The 24138-nt window shown below is 71.8% G+C and carries 25 protein-coding genes and 1 riboswitch; of the genes, 14 read left to right on the forward strand and 11 right to left on the reverse strand.

What is annotated here, in order from left to right:
* Positions 1–116: 116 nt before the first annotated feature.
* Positions 117–950 (forward strand): L,D-transpeptidase family protein, encoded by an 834-nt coding sequence (locus tag AC0666_RS02970; RefSeq protein WP_478706958.1) that lies wholly within the window; start codon positions 117–119, stop codon positions 948–950.
* Positions 951–1242: 292 nt separating this feature from the next.
* On the opposite strand, the gene AC0666_RS02975 is transcribed toward AC0666_RS02970, so the two are convergent.
* Both AC0666_RS02975 and AC0666_RS02980 read right to left on the reverse strand, forming a co-directional pair.
* A complete protein-coding gene (locus AC0666_RS02975; RefSeq protein WP_478706959.1) occupies positions 1243–2229 on the reverse strand; it encodes a hypothetical protein in 987 nt (328 codons plus the stop codon).
* Positions 2229–2984 carry an RNA polymerase sigma factor gene (locus AC0666_RS02980; protein ID WP_468582652.1) on the reverse strand — a complete coding sequence of 252 codons (756 nt, stop codon included), beginning with the start codon at positions 2982–2984 and terminating at the stop codon, positions 2229–2231. The genes AC0666_RS02975 and AC0666_RS02980 overlap by 1 nt, the downstream gene beginning before the upstream one ends.
* Before the next feature lie 420 nt (positions 2985–3404).
* Here AC0666_RS02980 and AC0666_RS02985 point away from each other — a divergent pair, with 420 nt between their 5' ends.
* The 6 genes from AC0666_RS02985 (at position 3405) to AC0666_RS03010 (ending at position 8256) form a co-directional block, all read left to right on the forward strand.
* Entirely contained in the window at positions 3405–4043 is a 639-nt protein-coding gene (locus AC0666_RS02985) for a 2-oxo-4-hydroxy-4-carboxy-5-ureidoimidazoline decarboxylase (RefSeq protein WP_468582484.1), read from the forward strand.
* 133 nt (positions 4044–4176) lie between these two features.
* A complete protein-coding gene (gene sdhC, locus AC0666_RS02990) occupies positions 4177–4557 on the forward strand; it encodes a succinate dehydrogenase, cytochrome b556 subunit (RefSeq protein ID WP_468962982.1) in 381 nt (126 codons plus the stop codon).
* A gap of 5 nt (positions 4558–4562) precedes the next feature.
* On the forward strand, positions 4563–5045 hold the full coding sequence (locus AC0666_RS02995) for a succinate dehydrogenase hydrophobic membrane anchor subunit (protein ID WP_356845141.1): 483 nt from the start codon (positions 4563–4565) through the stop codon (positions 5043–5045).
* Between the two features lie 24 nt (positions 5046–5069).
* Positions 5070–6824 carry a succinate dehydrogenase flavoprotein subunit gene (sdhA, locus tag AC0666_RS03000; RefSeq protein WP_468582487.1) on the forward strand — a complete coding sequence of 585 codons (1755 nt, stop codon included), beginning with the start codon at positions 5070–5072 and terminating at the stop codon, positions 6822–6824.
* Complete coding sequence (locus AC0666_RS03005) at positions 6824–7582, forward strand: succinate dehydrogenase iron-sulfur subunit (protein ID WP_361712171.1); 759 nt, start codon at positions 6824–6826, stop codon at positions 7580–7582. The genes sdhA and AC0666_RS03005 overlap by 1 nt, the downstream gene beginning before the upstream one ends.
* Positions 7583–7668: 86 nt before the next feature.
* Positions 7669–8256 (forward strand): hypothetical protein, encoded by a 588-nt coding sequence (locus AC0666_RS03010; RefSeq protein ID WP_478706960.1) that lies wholly within the window; start codon positions 7669–7671, stop codon positions 8254–8256.
* Here the strand turns inward: AC0666_RS03010 and AC0666_RS03015 are convergent.
* Positions 8246–8380, reverse strand: a complete 135-nt coding sequence (locus AC0666_RS03015) for a DUF7737 domain-containing protein (protein ID WP_478706998.1) — start codon at positions 8378–8380, stop codon at positions 8246–8248. The two genes, AC0666_RS03010 and AC0666_RS03015, sit on opposite strands and share 11 nt — an antisense overlap.
* A gap of 168 nt (positions 8381–8548) precedes the next feature.
* On the opposite strand from AC0666_RS03015, the gene AC0666_RS03020 reads away from it, so the two are divergent.
* The 4 genes from AC0666_RS03020 (at position 8549) to AC0666_RS03035 (ending at position 12167) form a co-directional block, all read left to right on the forward strand.
* Positions 8549–10471, forward strand: coding sequence for a bifunctional metallophosphatase/5'-nucleotidase (locus AC0666_RS03020; RefSeq protein WP_468962977.1), 1923 nt, complete (start codon positions 8549–8551; stop codon positions 10469–10471).
* A gap of 107 nt (positions 10472–10578) precedes the next feature.
* Entirely contained in the window at positions 10579–10983 is a 405-nt protein-coding gene (locus AC0666_RS03025; protein ID WP_361712174.1) for a hypothetical protein, read from the forward strand.
* 3 nt (positions 10984–10986) lie between these two features.
* Positions 10987–11421, forward strand: coding sequence for a thiol-disulfide oxidoreductase DCC family protein (locus AC0666_RS03030; protein WP_468582493.1), 435 nt, complete (start codon positions 10987–10989; stop codon positions 11419–11421).
* An 11-nt stretch (positions 11422–11432) separates the two neighbouring features.
* Complete coding sequence (locus AC0666_RS03035; protein ID WP_468582495.1) at positions 11433–12167, forward strand: TetR/AcrR family transcriptional regulator; 735 nt, start codon at positions 11433–11435, stop codon at positions 12165–12167.
* 79 nt (positions 12168–12246) lie between these two features.
* Here the strand turns inward: AC0666_RS03035 and AC0666_RS03040 are convergent, their stop codons facing one another.
* Entirely contained in the window at positions 12247–13245 is a 999-nt protein-coding gene (locus AC0666_RS03040) for an NAD(P)-dependent alcohol dehydrogenase (RefSeq protein ID WP_478706961.1), read from the reverse strand.
* A 115-nt stretch (positions 13246–13360) separates the two neighbouring features.
* Between AC0666_RS03040 and AC0666_RS03045 the strand changes: the two genes are divergently transcribed.
* Complete coding sequence (locus AC0666_RS03045) at positions 13361–14008, forward strand: TetR/AcrR family transcriptional regulator (RefSeq protein WP_468962972.1); 648 nt, start codon at positions 13361–13363, stop codon at positions 14006–14008.
* A 27-nt stretch (positions 14009–14035) separates the two neighbouring features.
* Here AC0666_RS03045 and AC0666_RS03050 read toward each other — a convergent pair whose 3' ends face one another.
* Together AC0666_RS03050 and AC0666_RS03055 are read right to left on the reverse strand one after the other, a co-directional pair.
* Entirely contained in the window at positions 14036–15373 is a 1338-nt protein-coding gene (locus tag AC0666_RS03050; RefSeq protein WP_478706962.1) for a metallophosphoesterase, read from the reverse strand.
* Positions 15370–15630 carry an SCO4848 family membrane protein gene (locus AC0666_RS03055; RefSeq protein WP_361712180.1) on the reverse strand — a complete coding sequence of 87 codons (261 nt, stop codon included), beginning with the start codon at positions 15628–15630 and terminating at the stop codon, positions 15370–15372. Before AC0666_RS03055 ends, AC0666_RS03050 begins: the two co-directional genes overlap by 4 nt.
* Positions 15631–15751: 121 nt before the next feature.
* On the opposite strand from AC0666_RS03055, the gene AC0666_RS03060 reads away from it, so the two are divergent.
* Entirely contained in the window at positions 15752–17023 is a 1272-nt protein-coding gene (locus AC0666_RS03060) for a D-alanyl-D-alanine carboxypeptidase family protein (protein WP_468962967.1), read from the forward strand.
* On the opposite strand, the gene AC0666_RS03065 is transcribed toward AC0666_RS03060, so the two are convergent.
* From AC0666_RS03065 to AC0666_RS03080, 4 genes are all read right to left on the reverse strand, one after another.
* Positions 17020–17928: a YihY/virulence factor BrkB family protein gene (locus tag AC0666_RS03065; RefSeq protein ID WP_468962965.1), complete on the reverse strand. Its 909-nt coding sequence runs from the start codon at positions 17926–17928 to the stop codon at positions 17020–17022. The genes AC0666_RS03060 and AC0666_RS03065 overlap by 4 nt on opposite strands.
* A 169-nt stretch (positions 17929–18097) precedes the next feature.
* Entirely contained in the window at positions 18098–18715 is a 618-nt protein-coding gene (locus AC0666_RS03070) for a 2'-5' RNA ligase family protein (RefSeq protein ID WP_468582507.1), read from the reverse strand.
* An 85-nt stretch (positions 18716–18800) separates the two neighbouring features.
* A complete protein-coding gene (trpS, locus tag AC0666_RS03075; RefSeq protein WP_356845117.1) occupies positions 18801–19814 on the reverse strand; it encodes a tryptophan--tRNA ligase in 1014 nt (337 codons plus the stop codon).
* A 378-nt stretch (positions 19815–20192) separates the two neighbouring features.
* Positions 20193–21461 (reverse strand): serine hydroxymethyltransferase, encoded by a 1269-nt coding sequence (locus tag AC0666_RS03080; protein WP_478706963.1) that lies wholly within the window; start codon positions 21459–21461, stop codon positions 20193–20195.
* 35 nt (positions 21462–21496) lie between these two features.
* A riboswitch (ZMP/ZTP riboswitch) is annotated at positions 21497–21587 on the reverse strand.
* A gap of 146 nt (positions 21588–21733) precedes the next feature.
* On the opposite strand from AC0666_RS03080, the gene rocD reads away from it, so the two are divergent.
* Positions 21734–22939: an ornithine--oxo-acid transaminase gene (rocD, locus tag AC0666_RS03085; RefSeq protein WP_361712185.1), complete on the forward strand. Its 1206-nt coding sequence runs from the start codon at positions 21734–21736 to the stop codon at positions 22937–22939.
* Here rocD and AC0666_RS03090 read toward each other — a convergent pair whose 3' ends face one another.
* The gene (locus AC0666_RS03090) at positions 22940–24136 is read right to left on the reverse strand and encodes a glutathionylspermidine synthase family protein (protein ID WP_478706964.1); all 1197 of its coding nucleotides are present in this window, start codon (positions 24134–24136) and stop codon (positions 22940–22942) included.
* Positions 24137–24138: the final 2 nt, after the last annotated feature.

The following is a 24138-nucleotide window of genomic DNA, read 5'->3' on the forward strand; positions in this document are numbered from 1 at the left end:
AACATCCGGCGATCATCCGCAACTCTCCACGCCCGCCAGGCATCACCTACATGACACGACACCGAAATCGGGGGAATGCGATGCACCGCCAGAGAGTCATAATCCGCACGCTCGGGGTGGCCACCGCCGTCGCGCTCGCCGCGACCGCTTGCGGGCCGCAGAAGACGGAGCCGGCCGGCTCCGCCTCCTCGGTCCCGTCCGCGTCCACGGCGGGCTCCTCCCCTTCCTCCCCGTCGCCGGACAGCAAGCCCGCCGACCCCTCCCCCTCCACGTCCGCCTCGCAGTCGGCCTCGCCGTCCGCCTCGCCCTCCCCGACGGTCAAGGCGATCATGGCGAACGGCGACGAGAGCGAGCAGGTGCGCGAGCTCCAGGCGCGCCTGAAGCAGCTCAAGTACATGACGGTGGCGCCCACCGGCTTCTACGGCTCCAAGACGACGGCCGCGGTCAAGGCCTTCCAGGCGAAGAACGGCCTCACCGCCTCCGGTGCGGTCGACGAGGCCACCTGGAAGAAGATCCAGCGCGTGAGCAAGAAGCCCACCGCCGAAGAGCTGCGCCCGCCGACCGTCAACGAGGTCGACGCGCCGGACCCGCGCTGCATGACGGGCCGCGTCATGTGCATCAGCAAGGAGAGCCGCACGCTCGCCTGGATGATCGACGGCAAGATCATCTCCACCATGGACGTCCGGTTCGGCTCCGAGAACACCCCGACCCGCGAGGGCCAGTTCAAGGTGGAGTGGAAGGCCAAGGACTGGACGTCGACGATCTACCACACGCCGATGCCCTACTCGATGTTCTTCAGCCAGGGCCAGGCGGTCCACTACTCGGCGGACTTCGCGGCCCGCGGTTACGCGGGTGCCTCGCACGGCTGCGTCAACGTCCGGGACAAGGGCAAGCTGGCGGCGCTGTTCGAGCAGGTGCAGGTCGGCGACAAGGTCGTCGTCTACTGGTGATCCGGTCGCGGCGGGCCGGAGGGGCGCACGAGCCCCGAAGGCCCGAGGCCCGGGCGGGAAGGTCGGAGAAGTAAGGGGCGCGGGCAGGGCCGGGGGAACGAACCCCGCCCGCGCCGGGTGCGCAGAGCCCAGGGGTACGGGGGGAACCCCGGCTCATGCGCGGCCGATGACCAGTCGGCTCGTTGTGTACTGCGCCGCAGGTTCGAAAAGTGTTACAGGCCGTTCATGCCGAGGGGTGCACGCCGCGCGCGAAGCGCCGCGAACCCCGACCGGGTGGCTCACGCGCCGGACGTCAGCGCGGGAGGCGCAGACCGCCCGACGGGCTGCTCGGGCTCGGCGAGGCGGTCGGCGAGGCCACCCGCGGGGCCTTGAGGACGATGCTGCCGTCGCCGGAGCTGCGCGGGGCGGCGGGGTCGTCGAGCAGCGCCTCGCAGTAGTGCGGGATGCGCGCCAGCCCCTTGGCCAGCTTCGAGAGCCGCTCGCGGCGGTCGGCGGTCATGTGGCCCGAGCGGTAGGCCTCGCACAGGTCCACCGCCTTCAGGCGGCTCTCCTTGTCGGTGTCACGGAGCAAGTCCGTGGCGCCCGAGGACTTGTCCTTGCCGACGGCGCCGCCCGCGGCGGAGCCCGGGGTGCTTCCCGGACCGGTGCCGGTCCCGGCGCCGGAGCCCGTTCCGCTTCCGGTCCACGGGTTCCCGTCGGGGCCCGGGGTGGTGGGCGCGCCCGGGGTGGGGGCGAAGCCGTCGCGCAGCGGGGTGGGCCGCAGCTGCGGTCCGGGCGTCGGGCCCGTGATGTCACCGCTCGGCTGCGGGTCCTCGTCCGCGCTGAGGGACACGGCCGGTGCCGGACCCGCGCTGTCGTGCGTGATCCGGTCCAGCAGGCCGGCGCCCGCGGCGGCGGCGAGACCGCCGACGGCCACCCCGGCCAGCGCCGCGGCCAGCCCGAACCGCAGCGCGCGGCTGCGCCCGGAGCCGAACGCCCGGACCGGGACGGGGGCGGGGGCGACCGTGCCGAGGTCGATCAGGGGTTCGTCGAAGACGGCCGTGTCCGCGGTGGTCGCGGCGGCTCCGCCGCGCGCCGCGCGGAAGGCGGCCACCGCGGCGGCCTCGCCGGGCAGCTGCTCACCGGGGTTCGCGGGCGGGACCCTCAAGGAGTCGAGGGCGTCCCTCAGCCGGGCCTCCACTTCGCGGGCGTGGTGATCGGCGACAGGGGCGACCGGCCCGCCGCGCAGCACTCGTTCCGCCGCGGCTCTGTCCAGCCACCTGTTGCGCTCGTCGGCCATCACATGTCCTTCTGCGTCCGCCAACGTGAATGCGTCACACCGGTTTTCTCCACGAGGCCCCCACCTCGGCCGCGCTGTGCGGGAACGGCGTCGAGATCCCGCACGGCCCCGCCGGCCGGCGCCGGCCCACCGGCATTATGGCCGACGGCCCGCGCGGGGTCCGAGCCCCCGTCCCCTCCGGCGTCCACGCCCGTCCCGGAACCGGCTTCCGCGCCGAGCAGCTCGGCCAGTTTCTTCAGGCCGCGGTGCGCGGCGGTGCGTACGGCACCCGGCCGCTTGCCCAGGGTCTCGGCCGCGCTCTTGGCGTCCAGGCCGACGACGACCCGCAGCACCACCGCCTCGGCCTGGTCCTGGGGCAGCTGCGCGATCAGCGCCATGGTCCGGCCGGTGGAGAGGGCCTCCATCGCCTCGCCCGCGGTGTCGCTGTCCGCGGCGCGCCCTGTGAGCTCCGTCTCGTCGCCGCCGATGGCCGGACGGCGCCCGCGCATGCGGATGTGGTCCAGGGCCCGGTTGCGGGCGATCCGGGCGGCCCAGCCGCGGAAGCGGTCGGCGTCACCGGTGAAGGAGGCGAGGTCGCGGGAGATCTGCAGCCAGGCCTCGGAGGTGACGTCCTCGGCGTCGCCGTCCCCGACGAGCGTGCGTACGTATCCGAGCAGGCGCGGGTGCACGGCGCGGTACACAGCACGGAACGCGTTCTCGTCGCCGCCCTGTGCCGCGAGCACCGCGGCGGTCAGCTCCGCGTCGTCCCCCAGCAAAGTCCCCAACCCGTTCAGTGTCCTGTATGTGTGGCGCAAATCAGCACGTTACGGCTTTCAAGTACCTTCGTCCACGAGTTGTACAGGCAGCAACCAATCGTGCGCGAAGCGGGGTGTGACACAAAACGCACGCGCGGCGCTGACAGGGATACGGGCTTGTCGCACGAGCCCGTACGGACGACGACCGGGGCCTCTCCTGTGGGGGGTGGCGGCCTCGGTCGTCTTCCTCCTTCTCCGGCCCCTCCGTTCATCTTCGGGGCTCGCCTCCTCGCCGCTCCGCCCGGGTCCCCTTCCCGCCCCTCCGGCCACCCGAGGCGACGGGGCCTCAGCTCGCCCTCGACCCGCCCGGGTCATCCTTTCGGTTCACTTACGGGTGAAAACCTCGGATGGGTACGACAGGCCCGTCCCCACGTGGCTAGCGTGGCGGTACACCCGCGTCTCGCCCCGAGGAGCCCCCCGCTGTCCAGCCACCTTCCGGCACAGGCCCGCGGATGCTCCGACCCCTGCGGCGCGGACGCCGCGGGCGGCCCGGGCCTGGCGCGGTTCAACGCCCTGACCCGCGAAGCCGCCGAGGCCGTCCTGCTGCACTGCTGCGCCAGCCGGCGGTGGGCCCAGCGCGTGGCCGCCCACCGGCCCTACCCGGATGCCGGGGCGCTGCGCGCCGCCGCCGACGAGGCCTCGTACGACCTGGCGCAGGCGGACCTGAGCGAGGCACTGGCCCTGGAGCCCCCGGCGGAGCTGGGCCACGGGGCCCCGTACGCCGCGCTGCTGGCGCTGGACGCCGCCCATGCGGAGTACGAGCGCAAGTTCGGCCACGCCTTCGTGATCTGCCTGGACGGGCATCCGCAGGAGGAGCAGGCGTCCCAGCTGCTGGCCGCGATCCGGCGGCGGATGGGGCTCGACGCGGACGAGGAGCGGGCGATCACCGCGGACGAGCTGCGCCGTCTGGCACAGGCGCGGCTCGCCGACCTGACACATTGGCTGACCTCGCCGGACGGGGCGTCCGCGGCCGATTCGGGCCATTCCGCCCTGTGGGATAGCCCGTCCGTGCCTGTTTGATCACACCGATGACCCCCGCGCGAAGGAACCGACAAAGCGTCGCTACGATGTCCGGGGCCGGAGGACCGTACCCGGCCGGGCCCGACCGACAACGAAGCCGGCTGGCCCCCGCCCCGCTTCCGGAGGGTTTTCCGTGCCGGCTGGAACGTTGTACCGCGGCCGGGAAGGAATGTGGTCCTGGGTGGCTCATCGAGTCACCGGCGTCCTCATTTTCTTCTTCCTGTTCGTACACGTCCTCGACACCGCTCTCGTCCGCGTCTCCCCCGAGGCGTACGACGACGTGGTGGCTACCTACAAGACTCCGATCGTCGCGCTGCTGGAGTACGGCCTCGTGGCCGCCATCCTCTTCCACGCGCTCAACGGTCTCCGTGTCATCGCCGTGGACTTCTGGTCCAAGGGCCCGCGGTACCAGAAGCAGATGCTCTGGTCCGTCCTGGCGCTCTGGGCCCTGCTGATGATCGGCGCCATCATCCCGGTCCTCACCCACGCCTACCTTGAGCTGTTCGGGAAGTGACGCGCATGTCCACTGACACTTCTTCCGCCCAGGCCATCGGTGAGGTGGAGGGCGCTTCCCTCTACGACGTCGACAACCCGGCGCCCTACATCGAGGCCCCGCGCAAGCGCACCGGCAAGACGCCGCGCTCGACCCGCGGCAACTTCGAGATGGCCGCATGGCTCTTCATGCGCCTGTCGGGCATCGTGCTCGTCGTCCTGGTCATCGGCCACCTCCTCATCCAGCTGGTGCTGGACGGCGGCGTCTCCAAGATCGGCTTCGCCTTCGTGGCCGGCCGCTGGGCGTCCCCGTTCTGGCAGGTCTGGGACCTGCTCATGCTGTGGCTGGCCATGCTGCACGGCGCGAACGGTCTGCGTACCGTCATCAACGACTACGCGGAGCGCGCGGGCACGCGGCTGTGGCTGAAGGGCCTGCTTTACACCGCCACGGTGTTCACCATCCTTCTGGGCACGCTGGTGATCTTCACCTTCGACCCGAACATCCGCTAGGCAACGGGGCTGAGGCGCAAACCAATGAAGATCCACAAGTACGACACCGTCATCGTCGGCGCCGGCGGCGCGGGCATGCGCGCCGCCATCGAGGCGACGAAGCGCAGCCGCACCGCCGTGCTGACGAAGCTCTACCCCACCCGCTCCCACACGGGCGCCGCGCAGGGCGGCATGGCCGCCGCGCTGGCGAACGTGGAGGAGGACAACTGGGAGTGGCACACCTTCGACACGGTCAAGGGCGGTGACTACCTGGTCGACCAGGACGCCGCCGAGATCCTGGCGAAGGAGGCCATCGACGCCGTCCTCGACCTGGAGAAGATGGGCCTGCCGTTCAACCGCACCCCGGACGGCACCATCGACCAGCGCCGCTTCGGCGGCCACTCGCGCAACCACGGCGAGGCCCCGGTGCGCCGGTCCTGCTACGCCGCGGACCGCACGGGCCACATGATCCTCCAGACGCTGTACCAGAACTGCGTCAAGGAGGGCGTGGAGTTCTTCAACGAGTTCTACGTCCTCGACCAGCTGATCGTCGAGGAGGACGGCGTCAAGAAGTCGGCCGGTGTGGTCGCGTACGAGCTCGCCACGGGCGAGATCCACGTGTTCCAGGCCAAGGCCGTCATCTACGCCTCCGGCGGCACCGGCAAGTTCTTCAAGGTGACCTCCAACGCGCACACCCTCACGGGTGACGGCCAGGCGGCCTGCTACCGCCGCGGCCTGCCGCTGGAGGACATGGAGTTCTTCCAGTTCCACCCGACGGGCATCTGGCGCATGGGCATCCTGCTGACGGAGGGCGCCCGCGGTGAGGGCGGCATCCTCCGCAACAAGGACGGCGAGCGCTTCATGGAGAAGTACGCGCCGGTCATGAAGGACCTCGCGTCCCGTGACGTCGTCTCGCGCTCCATCTACACCGAGATCCGCGAGGGCCGCGGCTGCGGTCCGGCCGGCGACCACGTGTACCTGGACCTCACCCACCTGCCGCCGGAGCAGCTCGACGCGAAGCTCCCGGACATCACCGAGTTCGCGCGTACGTACCTGGGCATCGAGCCGTACACGGACCCGATCCCGATCCAGCCCACCGCGCACTACGCCATGGGCGGCATCCCGACGAACGTCGAGGGTGAGGTCCTGGCGGACAACACCACCGTCGTCCCGGGCCTGTACGCGGCCGGCGAGGTCGCCTGCGTCTCCGTGCACGGCGCCAACCGCCTGGGCACCAACTCGCTGCTGGACATCAACGTCTTCGGCAAGCGCTCGGGCATCGCGGCGGCCCGGTACGCCGCCGAGAACGACTACGTCGAGCTGCCGGAGAACCCGGCCTCCCTCGTCGTGGAGCAGGTCGAGCGGCTGCGCAACTCCACGGGCAACGAGCGGGTCGCCGACCTGCGCCTGGAGCTCCAGGAGACGATGGACGCGAACGTGATGGTCTTCCGTACGGAGCAGACCATCAAGACCGCGGTCGAGAAGATCGCGGAGCTGCGCGAGCGCTACAAGAACGTGTCCGTCCAGGACAAGGGCAAGCGCTTCAACACGGACCTGCTGGAGGCCATCGAGCTGGGCAACCTGCTCGACCTGGCCGAGGTCATGGCCGTGTCCGCGCTGGCGCGCAAGGAGTCCCGCGGCGGTCACTACCGCGAGGACTACCCGAACCGCGACGACGTCAACTTCATGCGCCACACCATGGCGTACCGCGAGGTCGGAGCCGACGGCTCGGACTCGGTCCGGCTCGACTACAAGCCGGTCGTCACGACCCGCTACCAGCCGATGGAGCGTAAGTACTGATGGCTACCCCCACCCTGGACAAGATGGAAGAGGCGGCCGCGGCCTCCCCGTACATCACGGTCACCTTCCGGATCCGCCGCTACAACCCCGAGATCTCGGACGAGGCGCAGTGGCAGGACTTCCAGATCGAGATCGACCCGAAGGAGCGCGTGCTCGACGGTCTCCACAAGATCAAGTGGGACCTCGACGGCACGCTGACCTTCCGCCGCTCGTGCGCGCACGGCATCTGCGGCTCCGACGCGATGCGGATCAACGGCAAGAACAGGCTCGCCTGCAAGACGCTGATCAAGGACATCAACCCGGAGAAGCCGATCACCGTCGAGGCCATAAAGGGCCTCACGGTGATGAAGGACCTCGTCGTCGACATGGAGCCCTTCTTCCAGGCCTACCGCGACGTCATGCCGTTCCTGGTCACCACCGGCAACGAGCCGACGCGTGAGCGCCTGCAGTCCGCCGAGGACCGCGAGCGCTTCGACGACACCACCAAGTGCATCCTGTGCGCCGCGTGCACGTCCTCGTGCCCGGTGTTCTGGAACGACGGCCAGTACTTCGGCCCGGCGGCGATCGTCAACGCGCACCGCTTCATCTTCGACTCGCGCGACGAGGCCGGCGAGCAGCGGCTGGAGATCCTGAACGACAAGGACGGCGTGTGGCGCTGCCGCACGACCTTCAACTGCACCGACGCGTGCCCGCGTGGCATCGAGGTCACGAAGGCGATCCAGGAAGTCAAGCGCGCTCTGATCACGCGCCGCTTCTGACCGCCGCGCCCGGTCCTACGAGGCCCCGTGCCCCCGAATTCACCTCGGGGGCCCGGGGCCTCGCCCGTTGTGGAAAGATCGGCCGCATGAGCGAGCAGCAGCCGAATCCGTACACGAGCGACAACGGGGGCCCCGGCAACCCCAGTTACGGCTATCCCCAGCCCTACCCGGCGGCGCCCGGCTACCAGCCGACCGTGGGCGGCGCGGGCATTCCGGCCCAGCCGCAGGCCCCGGCCCAGCCGCCGGCGATGCCCCCCGCCACACCTCCGGCGATGCCGACGGGTCAGCCGCCGGCCTACGCTCCGGCCCCGGCGATGGGCGGCGGCGCGGGCGCGAGCGGCTTCTCCCTCGGCGACATCACCATCGCCGGGGACCAGATCATCACCCCGTCCGGCGCCATGCCGCTCAGGGGCGCGATGTGGAACGCCACGGACTTCTCCCGCACCGAGACGAAGATCCCGACGCACGCGGTGGTGCTCGCGATCATCTTCTTCCTGTTCTGCCTGCTCGGCCTGCTCTTCCTCCTGATGAAGGAGCGGACCACCACGGGCTACATCCAGGTCACGGTCACCAGCGGCGGACGCCACCACTCCACCATGGTCCCGGCCACCGACCCGGGCACCTTCCACTGGGTGATGAGCCAGGTCAACTACGCCCGGTCGGTCAGCATCTGAGGATCTGCCGGGTGATCGTCGGGTCGGTGATCCCCGTGTCGTCCGCCACCGCCTTGCCGAGGATCAGCGCCGGGGTCCGGTCGCCCTCGAAGGGCAGGTAGCCGGTCTCCGCCCCGGAGGGCAGGAGGGCGGGGACCCGTCACCCCGGCGGTGACGGCCGCGGGGTTGGCCCCTCCGTGGTGGACGGCCGGAGCGGCGCGTCGACAGCGGGGGCGGCCGGCGGGACGATGCCTGCGTGACGAGGCCACCGCACTCCAGGACCCACCTCGGCCGGAGGGACTTCCTCACCGCCATGGGTACCCTCGCAGCCACCTTCGCGACCGCCGTCCCCGCCTACGCCACCGACCACGCGCGCGACGCCGCCACCGCCGACGAGTACGTCGACGTCCAGCTCCTCGACATCACCGACCTGCACGGCTACCTCCAGGCCGCCCCCGGCAGCAACGCCACCATCACCGGGAACGGCGGACAGACCTATACCGTCGGCGGTGCCGCCTACATGGCCGCCCACCTCGCCCGCCTGCGCGCCGGGCGGGCGAACTCGTTCTTCTTCTCCTGCGGAGACGCCTTCTCGGGCTGGGAGTTCGACGCGGCCGCCTTCGCCGACGAGCCGACCATCGAGGCCCTCAACCTCATGGGGCTCGCCTTCGCGACCGCCGGGAACCACGAGTTCGACAAGTCGCCCGCCATGCTGCAACGCCACATGGAGCAGGGGGTCCCGTTCCCCGTCGAGGGCCGCGACGCCTCCTTCACCGACTCCTCCGGCGCCCGCTTCCACGGCTCCGACTTCCGCTACTACAGCGCCAACACCGTCTGGGGCGCCGACCGGCGCACCGTCCTGCCCGCGTACAGCATCGAGACGGTCCGCACTGCCGCCGGCCGGGAACTGCAGATCGGCTTCATCCACCTCACCGCCCTCGGTACCGAGCTCTTCCCCGGTTCCTACCAGCCCGGCCTGGCCACCCTCGACGAGATCGCCACCGCCAACTCCCACGCGGCCCTGCTCAAGGCCCAGGGCGTCGGTGCGATCGTGCTCAGCATGCACGACGGAGCAGTGGCGGGCGCCGACTTCAACAGCGGCTCCGACCCCTCCGGCCCGGCCCTCGACCTGGCGTTGCGGGTCTCCCCCGACATCGACGCGATCGTCACCGGCCACTGGCACACCCGGTTCAACATGATGCTCCCCGACCCGAACGGCGTACCCCGCCCGTTCGTCGAGGCCGGCTGCTACGGCCAGCTCGTCAACGAGATCAACCTCCGTCTCGACCCGCTCACCGGCAGGGTGGTCCGCGAGCTGACCGTGTCCACCAACCATCCCAACACCCGTGACGTCACCCCCGATCCGGCCCTCAAGGAGGTCGTCGACCACTGGGCCGGCCAGGCGGCCGCGCGCGACGCCTCCCGGATCGGCACGCAGACCGGCTCGTTCCTGCGGACGCGCAGCACCGCCGGCGAGAGCACCATGGGCGACCTCGTGGCCGACTGGGCCCTGTGGGCGGGCAGCCGGCCGACCGACCCCGAGAACGACGCGAACATCCACCCCAACGTCCCGGCCCAGCTCGCCGTGGTCGCCGCGGCCCCCCGGGTGGGGCAGGCCCTCATCGCCGGCGACCTGGTCCGCGACAGGGCCTCGGCCGGCGCCGTCACCTTCGGCCACGCCTGGAAGGCCGTCGGCTTCGGCGACCCGATCGTCAGCGCGACGGTGACCGGGCAGCAGATCCACGACGCCCTGGAGGAGCAGTGGACGACCGCGGCGAGCGGGGAGCTGCTCTTCGCGCCCCTGGCCGTCTCCAAGAACGTCCGCTACTCCTTCACCGCCCTGGGCAGGGTCGGCGACCGCGTGAACCCGGCCGACGTGTTCATCGACGGCGCGCCGCTCGACCTCGCCCGCACCTACCGGCTCGCGGCCCCGTCGTACACGTTCCTCGCGAACGACGGCTACCCGGCGCTCTCCGGCTTCCAGGCGCCGTACCGCCACCAGCGGGACTTCGAGAGCTTCGTCGCGTACGTCCGCGAGAAGCAGACGCTCACGCCCACGCCCCTGACCCGCGTCACGGCCAAGAACACCGCCCGCCGCGGCGCCGAGGTCGGCACCGTCCTGGAGCCGGGCCCCCTCCTGCTCCCCGACGGCACCCCGATGCCGCGCCCCGAGGCGGCGATCGTCTCGGCGGCCCGACCGCCTGGCCCGTACGACGGGCTGCGGCCGCCCTGCTGATCCACGGCTGTGGACCCGTCCGCTCCCACCCGCGCTTGAACCTGTTCAAAAAGAGGTCTACAGTCAGGCATGCCAACGAGTTGAACACGTTCAAGGGGGGCGAGGGCATGGACCTCACCGTCGTCGCATACGTCATCTACCTGCTCATCAGCATCGGGCTCACCATCTGGGTGGCCCGCACCCTCAGCCGCAACGGGCGGATCTTCATCGCCGACGTCCTGCACGGGAACGAGAAGCTGGCGGACGCCGTGAACCACCTCCTGGTGGTCGGCTTCTACCTCGTCAACATCGGCTTCGTGGCCCTCTACCTGCGGTCGGCCGATGCCATCCTCGACGCCCGCGGGCTGTTCGAGGCGCTCTCGGTCAAGCTCGGTGTGGTCCTGCTCGTCCTCGGCGTCATGCACCTCGGCAACGTCTGGGTGCTGAACAAGATGCGCCGCCGGGGGATCATGGAGCGCCAGCAGACGCCGCCGGTGGCCCCGCAGGGGTGGACCGCTCCGGCCGGGGCCTGACCGATGGCACCGGCCGCGCCGGCCACCCGGCACCTGACCGTCCTCTACGACGCCGACTGCCCGCTCTGCGTCCACATCCGGCACTGGCTGCTGGGGCAGCAGCAGCTGGTGCCGCTCCGGCTCGTGCCCGCCGCGTCCGCCGAGGCCCGCCGGCTGTTCCCGCACCTCGCCCACGCGGAAACGCTCCGCGAGATCACCGTCGTCGGGGACAGGGGCCAGGTGTGGACCGGCACCGACGCCTTCATCGTGTGCCTGTGGGCGCTGGCCGAGCACCGGCCGAAGGCGAACTGGCTCGCCACCCCGGCGGGCCGGCCCTTCGCCCGGGCGGCCATGTACACCGCCTCCGCGTGGCGGCAGGCCGTACGGACCGAAGGCGGGCCGGCGGACGAGGCGGAGGTGGCGGAACCGGCCTGTGACGACCACTGCGCGCCCCGATAGGCTCGTACACCGTGACTGATCAGAAGGCTCCCAAGAGCGAGCAGACCCGCACGCTCATCCTCGAAACCGCGCTCCGTCTCTTCCAGGAGCGCGGCTTCGACAAGACGACCATGCGGGCCATCGCCAAGGAGGCGGGGGTCTCGGTCGGCAACGCCTACTACTACTTCGAGTCCAAGGAACACCTGGTCCAGGGGTTCTACGACCGGATCGGCGCCGCGCACCAGGCGGCGGTCCGGCCCATCCTGGAACGCGAGAGCGATCTGCAGAAGCGGCTCGCGGGCGTGCTGACGAGCTGGCTGGACATCGCCGAGCCGTACCACGAGTTCGCCTCGCAGTTCTTCAAGAACGCGGCGGACCCGGAGAGTCCGCTGAGCCCCTTCTCCACGGAATCGGAACCCGCCCGCCGGGCGGCGATCGACATGCACCGCGAGGTGCTGGCCGGCGCGAAGACGAAGGTGCCGGCCGAACTGGCCGACGTGCTGCCGGAGCTGATGTGGCTCTCGCACATGGGACTCGTCCTGTACTGGGTCTTCGACCGGTCGCCGGGCAGCGAGAAGACCCGCAAGCTCGCGGAGCGCGGCGCGCAGCTGACCACGCGGGGCATCGTCCTCGCCCGGTTCCGGGTGCTGCGGCCGCTGGTGCGCGAGCTGCACGAACTGTTCGCGGACTTTCTGCCGGGCATGGCGCAGACCGCCGTGGCGAACAAGAAGCGCGCCTCGGACCCGGAAACCGAACCGGCCGAGTAGCCGGTCCGGTGAACGGGGACGTAGAGCCGGCCCGAGGAGCCCGCGGAACCCGGGCCCGGACTGATCCGCAGGGCTGTCCTCAGGAGGCGTCCCGTTCCGCCGGGGCGATCGTGATGGCGGTCTTCCCGCGCGCCTGGCCCGCCGCGAGGCGGCGTACCGCCTCGGGCACCGCGTCCAGGCCGTACGTGGCGCCCACGACCGGGGTCAGGTCCCCCGCCTCGATCAGCCCGTTCAGCGTGTCGAGGTCGGCCCGGCGCGGCGCCGCGAAGAACACGGCCAGCCGCTGCCGTACGAACGGCGACAGCGCGAGCGCAGCGAACTGCCGCCCCATCCCGATCCAGTCGCCGGCGTCCTCGCCGCCCGCGATGACGAGGGTCCCGCGGGGTGTGAGGGCCCGGCGGAGCCGGGACAGCGGGCTGCTCCCGCCGATGTCCAGCACCAGGTCCCACCTGCGACCCTCGGCCGCGAAGTCCTCGCGGGCGTAGTCGATGACCCGGTCGGCGCCGATCGAGCGGACCAGGTCGGCCTTGGCCGCGCTGCACACGCCGGTCACCTCGGCTCCGAAGACCTTGGCCAGCTGCACCGCATACGTCCCCACCCCGCCCGACGCCCCGACCACCAGGACGCGCTGCCCCGGGCGCAACCGGCCGGCGTCGCGCAGTCCCCGCAGCGCCGTGCACGCCGAGACCGCCACGACGGCGGCCTCCTCGAAGCCCAGCCGGACCGGCTTGGGGGCGATCCGGTCCGCCCGGGCGGTGGCGTACTCGGCGAAGGATCCGCGGGCGACGCCGTACACCTCGTCGCCGACCGCGAAGCCGGTCACCCCTTCGCCCAGCGCGACGACGGTCCCCGCCACGTCCAGCCCGGCCACCCGGCTCCTCGGCCCGCGCAGCCCCAGGGCCAGCCGTACCGCGTACGGCCTGCCCGTCATGGCGTGCCAGGTGCCCCGGTCCACGCCGGCCGCCCGGACCCGCAGGAGCACTTCGCCGGCCGCGGGGACGGGCCGGGGCACCTCGGCCGGCCTCAGCACGTCGGGAGAGCCGTAGCCCTCCTGGACGATCGCCCTCATGGCTTCCATGCCGCTCATTTCCATGCCGCCCATCCCGCACGCCCTCTCTACCGTACTAAGTACGACTTACTTAGTACGGTAACCTCGGGGCAGCAGTCAACTCCCCACCCCTTATGGAAGAGACATGGCCAAGCAGGCTCCGCTCAGCCGGGACAAGGTGCTCGCTGCGGCGGTCGGCGTCGCGGACACCGGCGGCATCGCCGCGCTCACGATCAGGTCGCTGGCCGAGGAGCTCGGCGTCAAGCCGATGTCCCTGTACCACCACGTGTCCAACAAGGAGGCGATCATCGACGGCATCGTCGACGTCGTCTTCGGCGAGATCGACCTGCCGCCGGCCGACGCCGACTGGCGCACCGCGCTGCACCACCGCGCCCACTCCGCCCGGGCCGTGCTGCGCCGCCACCCGTGGGCGACCGCGGTGATGGAGTCGCGCGCCCACCCCGGCCCGGCCACGCTGCGCCACCACGACGCCGTGATCGCCACCCTGCGGCGCGGCGGCTTCCCCTTCGCGCTCGCGGCGCACGCCTACTCGCTGCTGGACAGCTACGTCTACGGGTTCGCCCTGACGGAGGCCGCCCTGCCGTTCGACCCGCAGGACGCGGGCGGGGCCGCCGCGGAGTTCCTGGCCGCGTTCCCGGTGGACGGCTACCCGCACCTGGCCGAGTTCACCAGGGAGCACGTCCTCGCGCCCGGGTACGACCACGGCGCGGAGTTCGACTACGGGCTGGAGCTCATCCTCGACGGCCTCGAACGGCGCCTCGCCGCCGCCTGAGCCCGGTCCGCGGCGGCGGGTTCGGGTTCAGGCCTGGTACGAGGCGAGTTCGACGACGGTGATGTCGGACGGCGCCCCGACCCTGACCGGGGGGCCCCAGGCGCCGGCGCCGCGGGAGACGTAGAGCTGGGTGTCCCCGTAGCGCTCCAGGCCCGCGACGGTGGGGTTGGCGAGCTCGGCGAGGTGGTTGCCGGGCCAGAGCTGGCCGCCGTGGGTGTGGCCGGAGAGCTGGAGGTCCACGCCGTGGCGGACGGCGTCGTGGATGACGACGGGCTGGTGTGCGAGGAGGACGGCGGCGCGGGCGCGGTCCCGGTCGCCGAGCGCCGCCCCGAAGTCGGGGCCGTGGCCCTCCGACTCGCCCTGGATGTCGTTGACTCCGGCGAGGTCGAAGTGGGGCAGGGCCCGGCGGGCGTTCTCCAGGGGGGTCAGGCCCAGTTCCCGCACCTCGTCGATCCACTGCTGCGCGCCGGAGAAGTACTCGTGGTTGCCGGTGACGAAGTACGAGCCGTGGCGGGCGCGCAGCCACCTGAGGGGCTCGGCGGCGGAGCGGAGGTCGTGGACGTTGCCGTCCACGAGGTCGCCGACGACGGCGATCAGGTCGGGCTGCGTGCGGTTGATCGTCTCGACGATGCGGGTGGTGTGGGCGCGGCCGAGGACCGGGCCGAGGTGGATGTCGCTGACGACGGCGATCCGGTAGCCGTGGGCGGCGCGCGGGAGTTTGGCGAGGGGGACGCGGACGTGCTTGACGCGGGGGCCGCGCAGGACGCCGTACGTGCCGAGGCCGACGGTGCCGAGGGCGGCTGCGGCGGCGGCCCCGCCGAGCGACCGCGCCACGAAGCGCCGCCGGGTGACCCCGCCGCCCCCGCTGTCCCCGCTGTCCCCGGGAGCGGGGGCCGCGGTGTCCCGGGTGGCCGGGGGCGCGGTGGCCGGTGCGGTGCCGGGACCGGTGTCGGTGTCGGTGTCGGGGTCGGTGTCGCGGCCCTGCGGGGGTGCTTCACCGCCGGCCGCCGCCCCCGCCCGCACCCGGGGCTCCGGTCCGGCCGCCGCGGCGCTGCCCCGCAGGAGGAGGGCGCGGACCGGTTCCGTCACGAGGAGGGCCAGGGTCAGGTACAGGAGCACCGCGAGCCACAGGTAGCCCGGCCAGGACACCGCCTGCTGGAGCGGGAACGGCGCCCCCGCCCGGCCCGCCGTCAGGGCGGCCAAGGAGAGCAGCGGCAGGGCGAAGGCGAGAGCGGTGCCCGCCCGGCGGGCCGGCCCGCCCGGCCGGGTCGTGTCGCGGACCAGCCGGATCCACAGCCAGCGGTGGACCAGCGCCAGGAGGCCCAGGACCAGCAGGGCCACGGCCGCGAAGACCGCGATCCTCACGCGGGGGTGTCCTCGCGGGATCCGCGCCGCAGCGCCCGCACACTGCGCAACCCGATCACACCAACGGCCGTCCCCAGGAGAAAGGACGTGACGGCCAGGAGAAGGTGGACCCAGAAGTAGGCCGTCGGTTCGCCCGCCGCATCGAACGCCAGACCACTGGCGTCCTGCCACAGGTTCTTGACGAAGGTTGCCCAGATGACCCAGCTCCACACTCCGAAGGCGAGCAGGAACCAGGAGGCGGCGCGGCTGAGTTTCATGCTCCCAGTATGGGTTTCGTCCCCAGGACGGACGCGTCCGGGTGGGCTGTCCCGGCAGTGGTTCCGACACGTGGGCCGGGCCGTGGCGCCGGACAGCCCATCGGGATGTACGTTCACCTGCGTGTCTGCCAAGAAGACCGCGTTGGCGGTCCTTTCCGCCGCGCTGCTGGTCCCCGCCGTGCTCGTGGCGCCCGCGCATGCCGCGCCGCCGTCGCCCGCTCCCGACGGGAAGGGAGTGCCGCCCAAGGGCCTGCAGGCCCCCAAGGCGGCAGCGCCGCCCGCCTCCATGTCCACGGTCGGCGGAGCCGCCCTCGGCAAGCCCGGGGTGCAGGTGAATCCGCTCGCCGGTGCGCCGGCCCTGCCGACGGATCTGACGGGCCGGTCGTGGATCGTGGCCGACGCGGAGACGGGCGAGGTCCTGGCGGCGAACAACGCGCACTGGCGGCTGCCCCCGGCCTCCACCATGAAGATGCTCTTCGCGGACACGGTGCTGCCCACCCTCCCCAAGGACGCGGTCCACAAGGTCACCGACGAGGACATGTCCGGCGTCGGTGAGGGCTCCAGCCTGGTCGGGGTCAAGGAGGACCACGAGTACAGCGTCCACGACCTGTGGCTCGGGGTGTTCCTGCGGTCCGGGAACGACGCCGTGCACGTGCTGTCCGCCATGAACGGCGGCATCGGGAAGACCGTCAAGGACATGCAGGCGCACGCCGAGGAGTTGCAGGCCCTCGACACCCACGTGGTCTCGCCCGACGGGTACGACGCCCCCGAGCAGGTGTCGAGCGCGTACGACCTCACGCTCATCGCCCGCTCCGGCCTGCAGAAAGAGGACTTCCGGGAGTACTGCGGGACGGTGAGCGCCAAGTTCCCCGGCCTCCAGGAGGCCGGGAAGCCCCGCGAGTACTTCGAGATCCAGAACACCAACCGGCTGATGACGGGCGCGGGCGGCATCACCCCGTACAAGGGCATCGCCGGGGTGAAGAACGGCAACACCACGATGGCCGGCTCCACCTTCACCGGCGCGGCCCAGCGCGGCGGCAACAAGCTGCTCGTCACGGTGATGAATCCGGCCGCGGGGGGCCTCAACTCCGTCTACGAGGAGACCGCCGCGCTCTTCGACTGGGGCTTCGCCGCCCTCGGCAAGGTCAAGCCGGTGGGGGAACTGGTGCCGCCGAAGAGCGCCGACACCACCTCCCTCGGCTCCCCGGCCCAGTCGCACGAGCACGACGCGTCGACGGCGTCGGCCGCCGGCTCCGGCGGCGGTGCCGGCACCGCGCTCGGGGTCGCGGGCGGGGCGCTCGCGGTGGTGGCGGCCGGCGCGTACGCCGTCAACCGCCGCTGGCCGCGCAGCCCGCGCGGACGCCGCAGCGGCCAGGACACCACCCTCGTCTAGGACTCCCCCGCGTCCGGGGCTCCGGCGCTCCGGGACTCCGGCGCCCGGGGGCCGGCGGGCGCGCCCGCGGCCGTCCAGGCCGCGCAGAAGAGCAGCAGCTTCGAGGTGAAGTTGATCCAGAGCAGCAGGGCGACCGGCACGCCGAAGGCCCCGTACATGCTCTTCGCCGCGACCCCGCGCATATAGCCGCTGAGCAAGAGCTTGAGCAGCTCGAACCCCGCCGCGCCGATCAGGGAGGCCTGGATCAGACGGCTGCGGGACGGTTCGACCCCGGGCAGCAGGCTCAGGAGGTACAGCAGCAGGAGGAAGGCCGCGAGGACGCCGACGAGGAAGGCCCCGATGCGCAGGAGCACGCCGCCCGCCCCGTGCGGGGGGATGCCCAGCCACGTGCCGAACCTGCCGACGGCGATCGAGCCGATGACGGAGGCCGCCGCCGAGCCGAGGGCCGCGCCGCCGAGGCCGAGGAGGACGAGCGCGTCCTTGCCCTTGCGGACGAAGGGGTTCCCCTCGTCCTCGTCGTCCTTCTCCCAGACCGCCCGCAGGCAGTCCCGCATCGAGCCGACCCAGCCGATGCCGGTGAACAGCAGGACGGCCGCGGCGACGAGGCCGATCGTGCCCGCGTTCGCGACGAGGCTGTTGAGATCGAGCTGGTCGGAGATGCCGGGGACCTGCTCGGCCATGGTCTTCTGCAGGCGGTCGAGCCGGCCCTGGCTGAGCAGCGCGGCGCCGACGGCCGCGGCCAAGGTGATCAGCGGGAAGAGGGCGAGAAAGCTGATGAAGGTGATCGCGGAGGCCAGCCGGGTCCAGTGGACGCGGTCGAGGCGTTCGTACGCGCGCCATGCGTGGGTGCGCATCAGACGGGCCGCGAGCGGGCCGATCACCGGGAGTTTCGTCAGCCAGTCCATGGGGTCACCGTAAAGGAGCCGACGGAAATAGCAGAGATTGTCGCTTTTGGGCACTACGGTCGTCGATTGTGACTTTTCGCCCCACGGCTCGTCCGTTCCACACGCTGGTCCTGCGGACGCTCTCGTTCCATGTCCGCCGGGCCCTGCGGCAGACCTCGCGGCCGCTGCCTCAGGAGCGCGGCGCGGAGGACGCGCCCGGCCCGTTCGCCCCCGTCGCCTCGTCGACCGGTGAGCCGAGCTGCGCCGGGACACCGCCGGCCGGGCCGCTCCCGAAGGGGTACTCGCGCAGCTTGCGCCAGACCCCGTCCGGGCCCTGCTCGTAGAGCGCGAATCCGGAGCACATCCACTCGGCCGCGTAGTCGGCGAGGGTGTCGAACGCCAGGTCCATCGCCTCCTCGGAGATCCCGTGGGCGACGGTGACGTGCGGGTGGTAGGGGAACGCCAGCTCTCGCTGGAGCGGTCCGCCGGCGTCGCGCAGCAGGCCCTGGAGCCGGGTGCAGCCCGTGGCGCCCTCGACGACCTGGACGAAGACGACCGGCGAGAGCGGACGGAAGGTTCCCGTCCCCGCCAGGCGCATCACGAAGGGGCCGCAGGCGGACGCGACCTCGGCCAGGTGGGCCCGGATCTCCGGGAGCCGCTCCGCTTCCACCTCGGTGGGCGGGACGAGGGTGACATGCGTGGGGATGCCGTGCGCGGCGGCGTCCCCGAAGCCGGCGCGCAGCTGCTGGAGCTGGCTGCCGTACGGCTCCGGGACCGCGATCGAAACGCCGAGCGTTACGGTCCCCACGTATGTCTCCTCCGTCGAATGCTGTGTGCGGCCTGCCGCCCCAGTGTGGGGCCGAAACCCCCCGGATTGCCAGGGGCCCCGGTGGTCAGTGCTTGGCGGGCACCAGACCGAGCCGGTCGTACGCCTGCGCCAGGGTCTCGGCGGCGACGGCGCGGGCCTTCTCCGCGCCCTTGGCCAGGATGGAGTCCAGCGTCTCCGGGTCGTCCAGGTATTCCTGGGTGCGCTGCTTGAACGGTGTGACGAAATCGACCATCACACCGGCCAGGTCGGTCTTCAGCGCGCCGTAGCCCTTGCCCTCGTACTTGGCCTCCAGGGCGGGGATGCTCTCGCCCGTGAGGGTGGAGTAGATCGTGAGCAGGTTGCTGACGCCGGGCTTGGCCGCGGTGTCGAAGCGGACCTCGGCCTCGGTGTCGGTGACCGCGCTCTTGATCTTCTTCTCGGTGGCCTTGGCCTCGTCGAGGAGGTTGATCAGGCCCTTGGGGGACGAGGCGGACTTCGACATCTTGATCGACGGGTCCTGGAGGTCGTAGATCTTCGCGACCTCCTTGACGATGTGCGCGGCGGGCAGCGTGAAGGTCTCGCCGAAGCGCTGGTTGAAGCGCTCGGCCAGGTCGCGGGTCAGCTCGATGTGCTGGCGCTGGTCCTCGCCGACGGGGACGGCGTTCGCCTGGTAGAGCAGGATGTCGGCGACCTGGAGGATCGGGTACGTGAACAGGCCGACGCTGGCGCTGTTCACCCCGCCCTTGGCGGACTTGTCCTTGAACTGGGTCATCCGGCTGGCCTCGCCGAAGCCGGTGATGCAGTTCATCACCCAGGCGAGCTGGGCGTGCTCGGGGACGTGGCTCTGGATGAAGAGCGTGCAGCGGTCGGGGTCGAGGCCGGCGGCGAGGAGCTGCGCGGCCGAGAGCCGGGTGTTCGCGCGGAGGTCCTTCGGATCCTGCGGCATGGTGATCGCGTGCAGGTCGACGACCATGTAGAAGGCGTCGTGCGTCTCCTGCAGGGCGACGTACTGGCGGATGGCTCCGAGGTAGTTCCCGAGGTGGAACGAGCCGGAGGTGGGCTGGATGCCGGAGAGCGCGCGAGGACGATCAGAAGCCATGGCTCCATTCTCTCAGGTGCGGGGGCCGACTCCGGCCGTTCCGTGGCCGGAAGCCGCCGGGTCCTTGCGGGGGCGCCGGGCGGGCGGGCCGTGCCGGGCGGGCGGCGGCTGCGGGTACCGCCGCGTAGCGGCGCGTCCGGATCTTGCCCGAAGCAAGCGACCGCTTTGGCCCTGCGAGTGCCGGCCCCGGCTGCGGGACGCCCGGGCGGGGGCGGGGTGGGGTGTTGACCGGGGCGTAGAACGTGATTTGTTGGCGCCTGATCCCGATCACCAAGGCGATCCGGATCAGGCGCCATAAATCATCAGCCCCGGACGACACCCCACCCCGTCACCGCCCCCGGCCCCCGCACCACCCCGCCGCGCAGCGGCCCCGCGCGGTCAGGAGACCGGGAGGCCCGGGGCCGGGTGGGTGGCCATGAGGGCGGTGACCTCCTTGCGGATCACGGACAGGGCCGCCTCGTCGGACGCGGACGCCGCGTCCACCGCGCGGGAGATCCAGTCCGCCACCAGCGGCATGTGCTCCTCGGTCAGGCCGCGGGAGGTGAGCGAGGGGGTGCCGATCCGGATCCCCGACGGGTCGAAGGGCTTGCGCGGGTCGAACGGGACCGTGTTGTAGTTCACCACGATGCCCGAGCGGTCCAGCGCCTTGGCCGCCACCTTGCCCGGCACGCCCCGGGAGGTCAGGTCCACCAGGATCAGGTGGTTGTCCGTACCGCCCGACACCAGGTCGAAGCCCCGGCCCAGCAACTGCGCGGCCAGCGCCTTGGCGTTGGCGACGACCGCGTGCGCGTACGTCACGAACGACGGCTGCGCCGCCTCGTGCAGGGCCACCGCGATGCCCGCCGTCGTCTGGTTGTGCGGGCCGCCCTGGAGGCCCGGGAACACCGCCTTGTCGATGGCCTTGGCGTGCTCCTCCTTGCACATCAGCATCGCGCCGCGCGGGCCCCGCAGGGTCTTGTGGGTCGTCGTGGAGACCACGTCCACGTGCCCGACCGGCGACGGGTGGGCCCCGCCCGCGATGAGGCCCGCGATGTGCGCCACGTCCGCGACGAGGACCGAGCCCGCCTCGGCGGCGATCGAGGCGAAGGCCTCGAAGTCGATCGTGCGGGGCAGCGCGGTGCCACCGCAGAAGATCAGCTTGGGTCGCTCCGCGAGGGCGAGGTCGCGGACCGCGTCGTAGTCGATGAGGCCGGTGTCGGCGCGGACGCCGTACTGGACGCCGCGGAACCAGGAGCCCGTCGCCGAGACGCCCCAGCCGTGCGTCAGGTGGCCGCCCATCGGCAGGGCCATGCCCATCACCGTGTCGCCGGGCTTCGCGAAGGCCAGGTACACGGCCAGGTTCGCGGGCGAGCCCGAGTACGGCTGGACGTTCGCGTGGTCCACCCCGAACAGGCCCTTGGCCCGCTCGACGGCGAGCGCCTCGACGCGGTCGATGTTCTGCTGGCCCTCGTAGTAGCGGCGGCCGGGGTAGCCCTCGCTGTACTTGTTCTGCAGCACCGTGCCGGAGGCTTCGAGCACCGCCGCCGACACGTAGTTCTCGCTGGGGATCAGGCGCAGGGTCTCGGCCTGCAGGGTCTCCTCCGCCGCGACGAAGGACGCCAGCTCGGGGTCGGTCGCGGAAAGGGCGGGATGGCGGCGCGCGTTCACGGCGGCTCCTCCGGGGTCGATGTCAGTTCTCGTCCCCGCGAGGCCCAGGCGAGCGGCCCTGTGTGCGGTCGTCCGCGCACGACTCCCCCGGAGTTGGTTCTCCGTACGCCAGTCGCCGTGCGTACCGCCCACCATAGCGGGCGGGCCACAAGAAAGGTTTCCGCGCCCGGTATACGAGCGACGTATAGCCGTATACCCGTATACAGGGTGGCGCCACCACTCGTCATCCGGGGCCGGCCGGCCCGCCCGCACGACCGACGATCGGAGACCCCGTGTCGACAACCGCTGATGCCCTGCGTGCCGCCGAGGCCCACAGTGCGCACAACTACCACCCGCTGCCCGTCGTCGTGGCGTCCGCCGAAGGCGCGTGGATGACCGACGTCGAAGGCCGTCGCTACCTCGACATGCTCGCGGGCTACTCGGCGCTCAACTTCGGCCACGGCAACCGCCGTCTCATCGACGCGGCCCACGCGCAGTTGGAGCGGGTCACGCTCACCTCGCGCGCCTTCCACCACGACCGCTTCGCCGAGTTCTGCGCCGAGCTGGCCGCGCTGTGCGGCAAGGAGATGGTGCTGCCGATGAACACCGGCGCGGAGGCGGTGGAGACGGCGGTGAAGACCGCCCGCAAGTGGGGCTACGAGGTCAAGGGCGTGCCGGACGGCCACGCCAAGATCGTGGTCGCGTCCGACAACTTCCACGGCCGTACGACGACCATCGTGAGCTTCTCGACCGACCACGAGGCCCGCGACCACTTCGGTCCGTACACGCCGGGCTTCGAGATCGTGCCGTACGGGGACCTCACCGCGCTGTCCCACGCCGTCACCTCGAACACCGTGGCCGTACTGCTGGAGCCGATCCAGGGCGAGGCGGGGGTCCTCGTGCCGCCGCCCGGATACCTCCCGGGCGTGCGGGAGCTGACGCGCGAGCGCAACGTGCTGTTCATGGCGGACGAGATCCAGTCGGGCCTGGGCCGGACCGGCACGACCTTCGCCTGCGAGCACGAAGGGGTCGTGCCGGACGTCTACATCCTCGGCAAGGCCCTGGGCGGCGGTGTGGTCCCGGTCTCCGCGGTCGTCGCCGACCGGGACGTGCTCGGGGTGTTCCGCCCCGGCGAGCACGGCTCCACCTTCGGCGGCAACCCGCTGGCCTGCGCCGTCGCCCTGGAGGTGATCGCGATGCTGCGCACCGGCGAGCACCAGCAGCGCGCCGCCGAACTCGGCGACCACTTGCACCGCGAGCTCGGCCTGCTGGTCGGCGGCGGCGCGGTGACCGCCGTCCGCGGGCGCGGCCTGTGGGCGGGTGTGGACATCGCCCCGGGACACGGCACCGGCCGGCAGGTCTCCGAACAGCTGATGCAGCGGGGCGTGCTGGTCAAGGACACCCACGGGGCGACGATCCGGATCGCCCCGCCGCTGGTGATCAGCAAGGAGGACCTGGACTGGGGCCTGGACCAGCTGCGGGCCGTGCTCGCCGGGTGATCAGAGGATGACGTGGGGCAGGAAGCGGGCGTACTCGTCCGTGACCGGCCCCGCCGATTCCCGGATGCCGAGCCCCGCCGCCTCCTCCTCGACGACCCACGCGCCGAGCACGACCCGGTTGCCGTCGAAGTCGGGCAGCGGGGCCAGGGCCTGGAAGCAGTACGTCTCCCCATCGGCCGGTACGAACGGCTCCCCGCCCGGACCGGCCTCGTGGAGGGTGACCCCGGCGCCCTCGCGGCCCAGCAGCGGCTTGGCCGCGTAGCCGGTGGTGTCGGCGAGTTCGCGCGGGCCGTCGAGGTAGGCGGGCAGCAGGTTGGGGTGGTCGGGGAAGAGCTCCCACAGGATCGCCAGCAGCGCCTTGTTGGACAGCAGCATCTTCCACAGCGGCTCGATCCAGCAGGTGCTGCCGGATCCGCCGCCGTGGTCGTACGTGCCGAGGACCTGCGGGCCGAAGGTGTCGGTGGCCAGCCACTCCCACGGGTAGAGCTTGAAGCAGCTGCGGATGAAGCGGAGTTTCTGGTCCACGAACCGGCCCGACAGGCTGTCCCAGCCGATCTGCTCGACGGACAGCGCCTCGGTCTCCAGGCCCGCCTGTTCGGCGGTCTCCTGGAGGTAGGCCACCGTCATCAGGTCCTCGCCGAGCTCGTCGGTCTCGGAGTGCGCGAAGTGCAGCGGTCCGGGCGGCAGCAGCTCCGCCTGCCGGCGCCAGGCGTCGACGAGCCGCTCGTGCAGGGAGTTCCACTGGTCGGCGCCGGGGAAGCGCTCCTCCATCCAGAACCACTGCGGGCTCGCCGCCTCGACGAGGGAGGTGGGGGTGTCCGCGTTGTACTCCAGCATCTTGGCCGGGCTGCCGGAGCCGTCGTAGTGCAGGTCGAACCGGCCGTACAGGGACGGCTGTTCGGCACGCCTGCGCCAGGACTCGGCGATCAGGGCGGCGAGGCCGGGCTCGGTGATGCCGAGGTCGGCGAAGCGGTCGTGCTCGACGATGTGCGCGGCCGCGGCCAGGCACATGGCGTGCAGCTCCTCGACGACGTCCTCCAAGGCCTCGACCTCGGGCAGCGAGAAGGAGTAGTACGCGCTCTCGTCCCAGTAGGGGCGCAGGGAGTCGTCCGGGTAGCGGGTGAGGGGGTAGATCAGCCCCTGCTCCTCGACGGTCCGCTGCCAGTCCGGGCGGGGCTCGATGGTGTGGCGCCGCACGG

It is taken from the genome of Streptomyces sp. NPDC043680, from assembly GCF_056436685.1.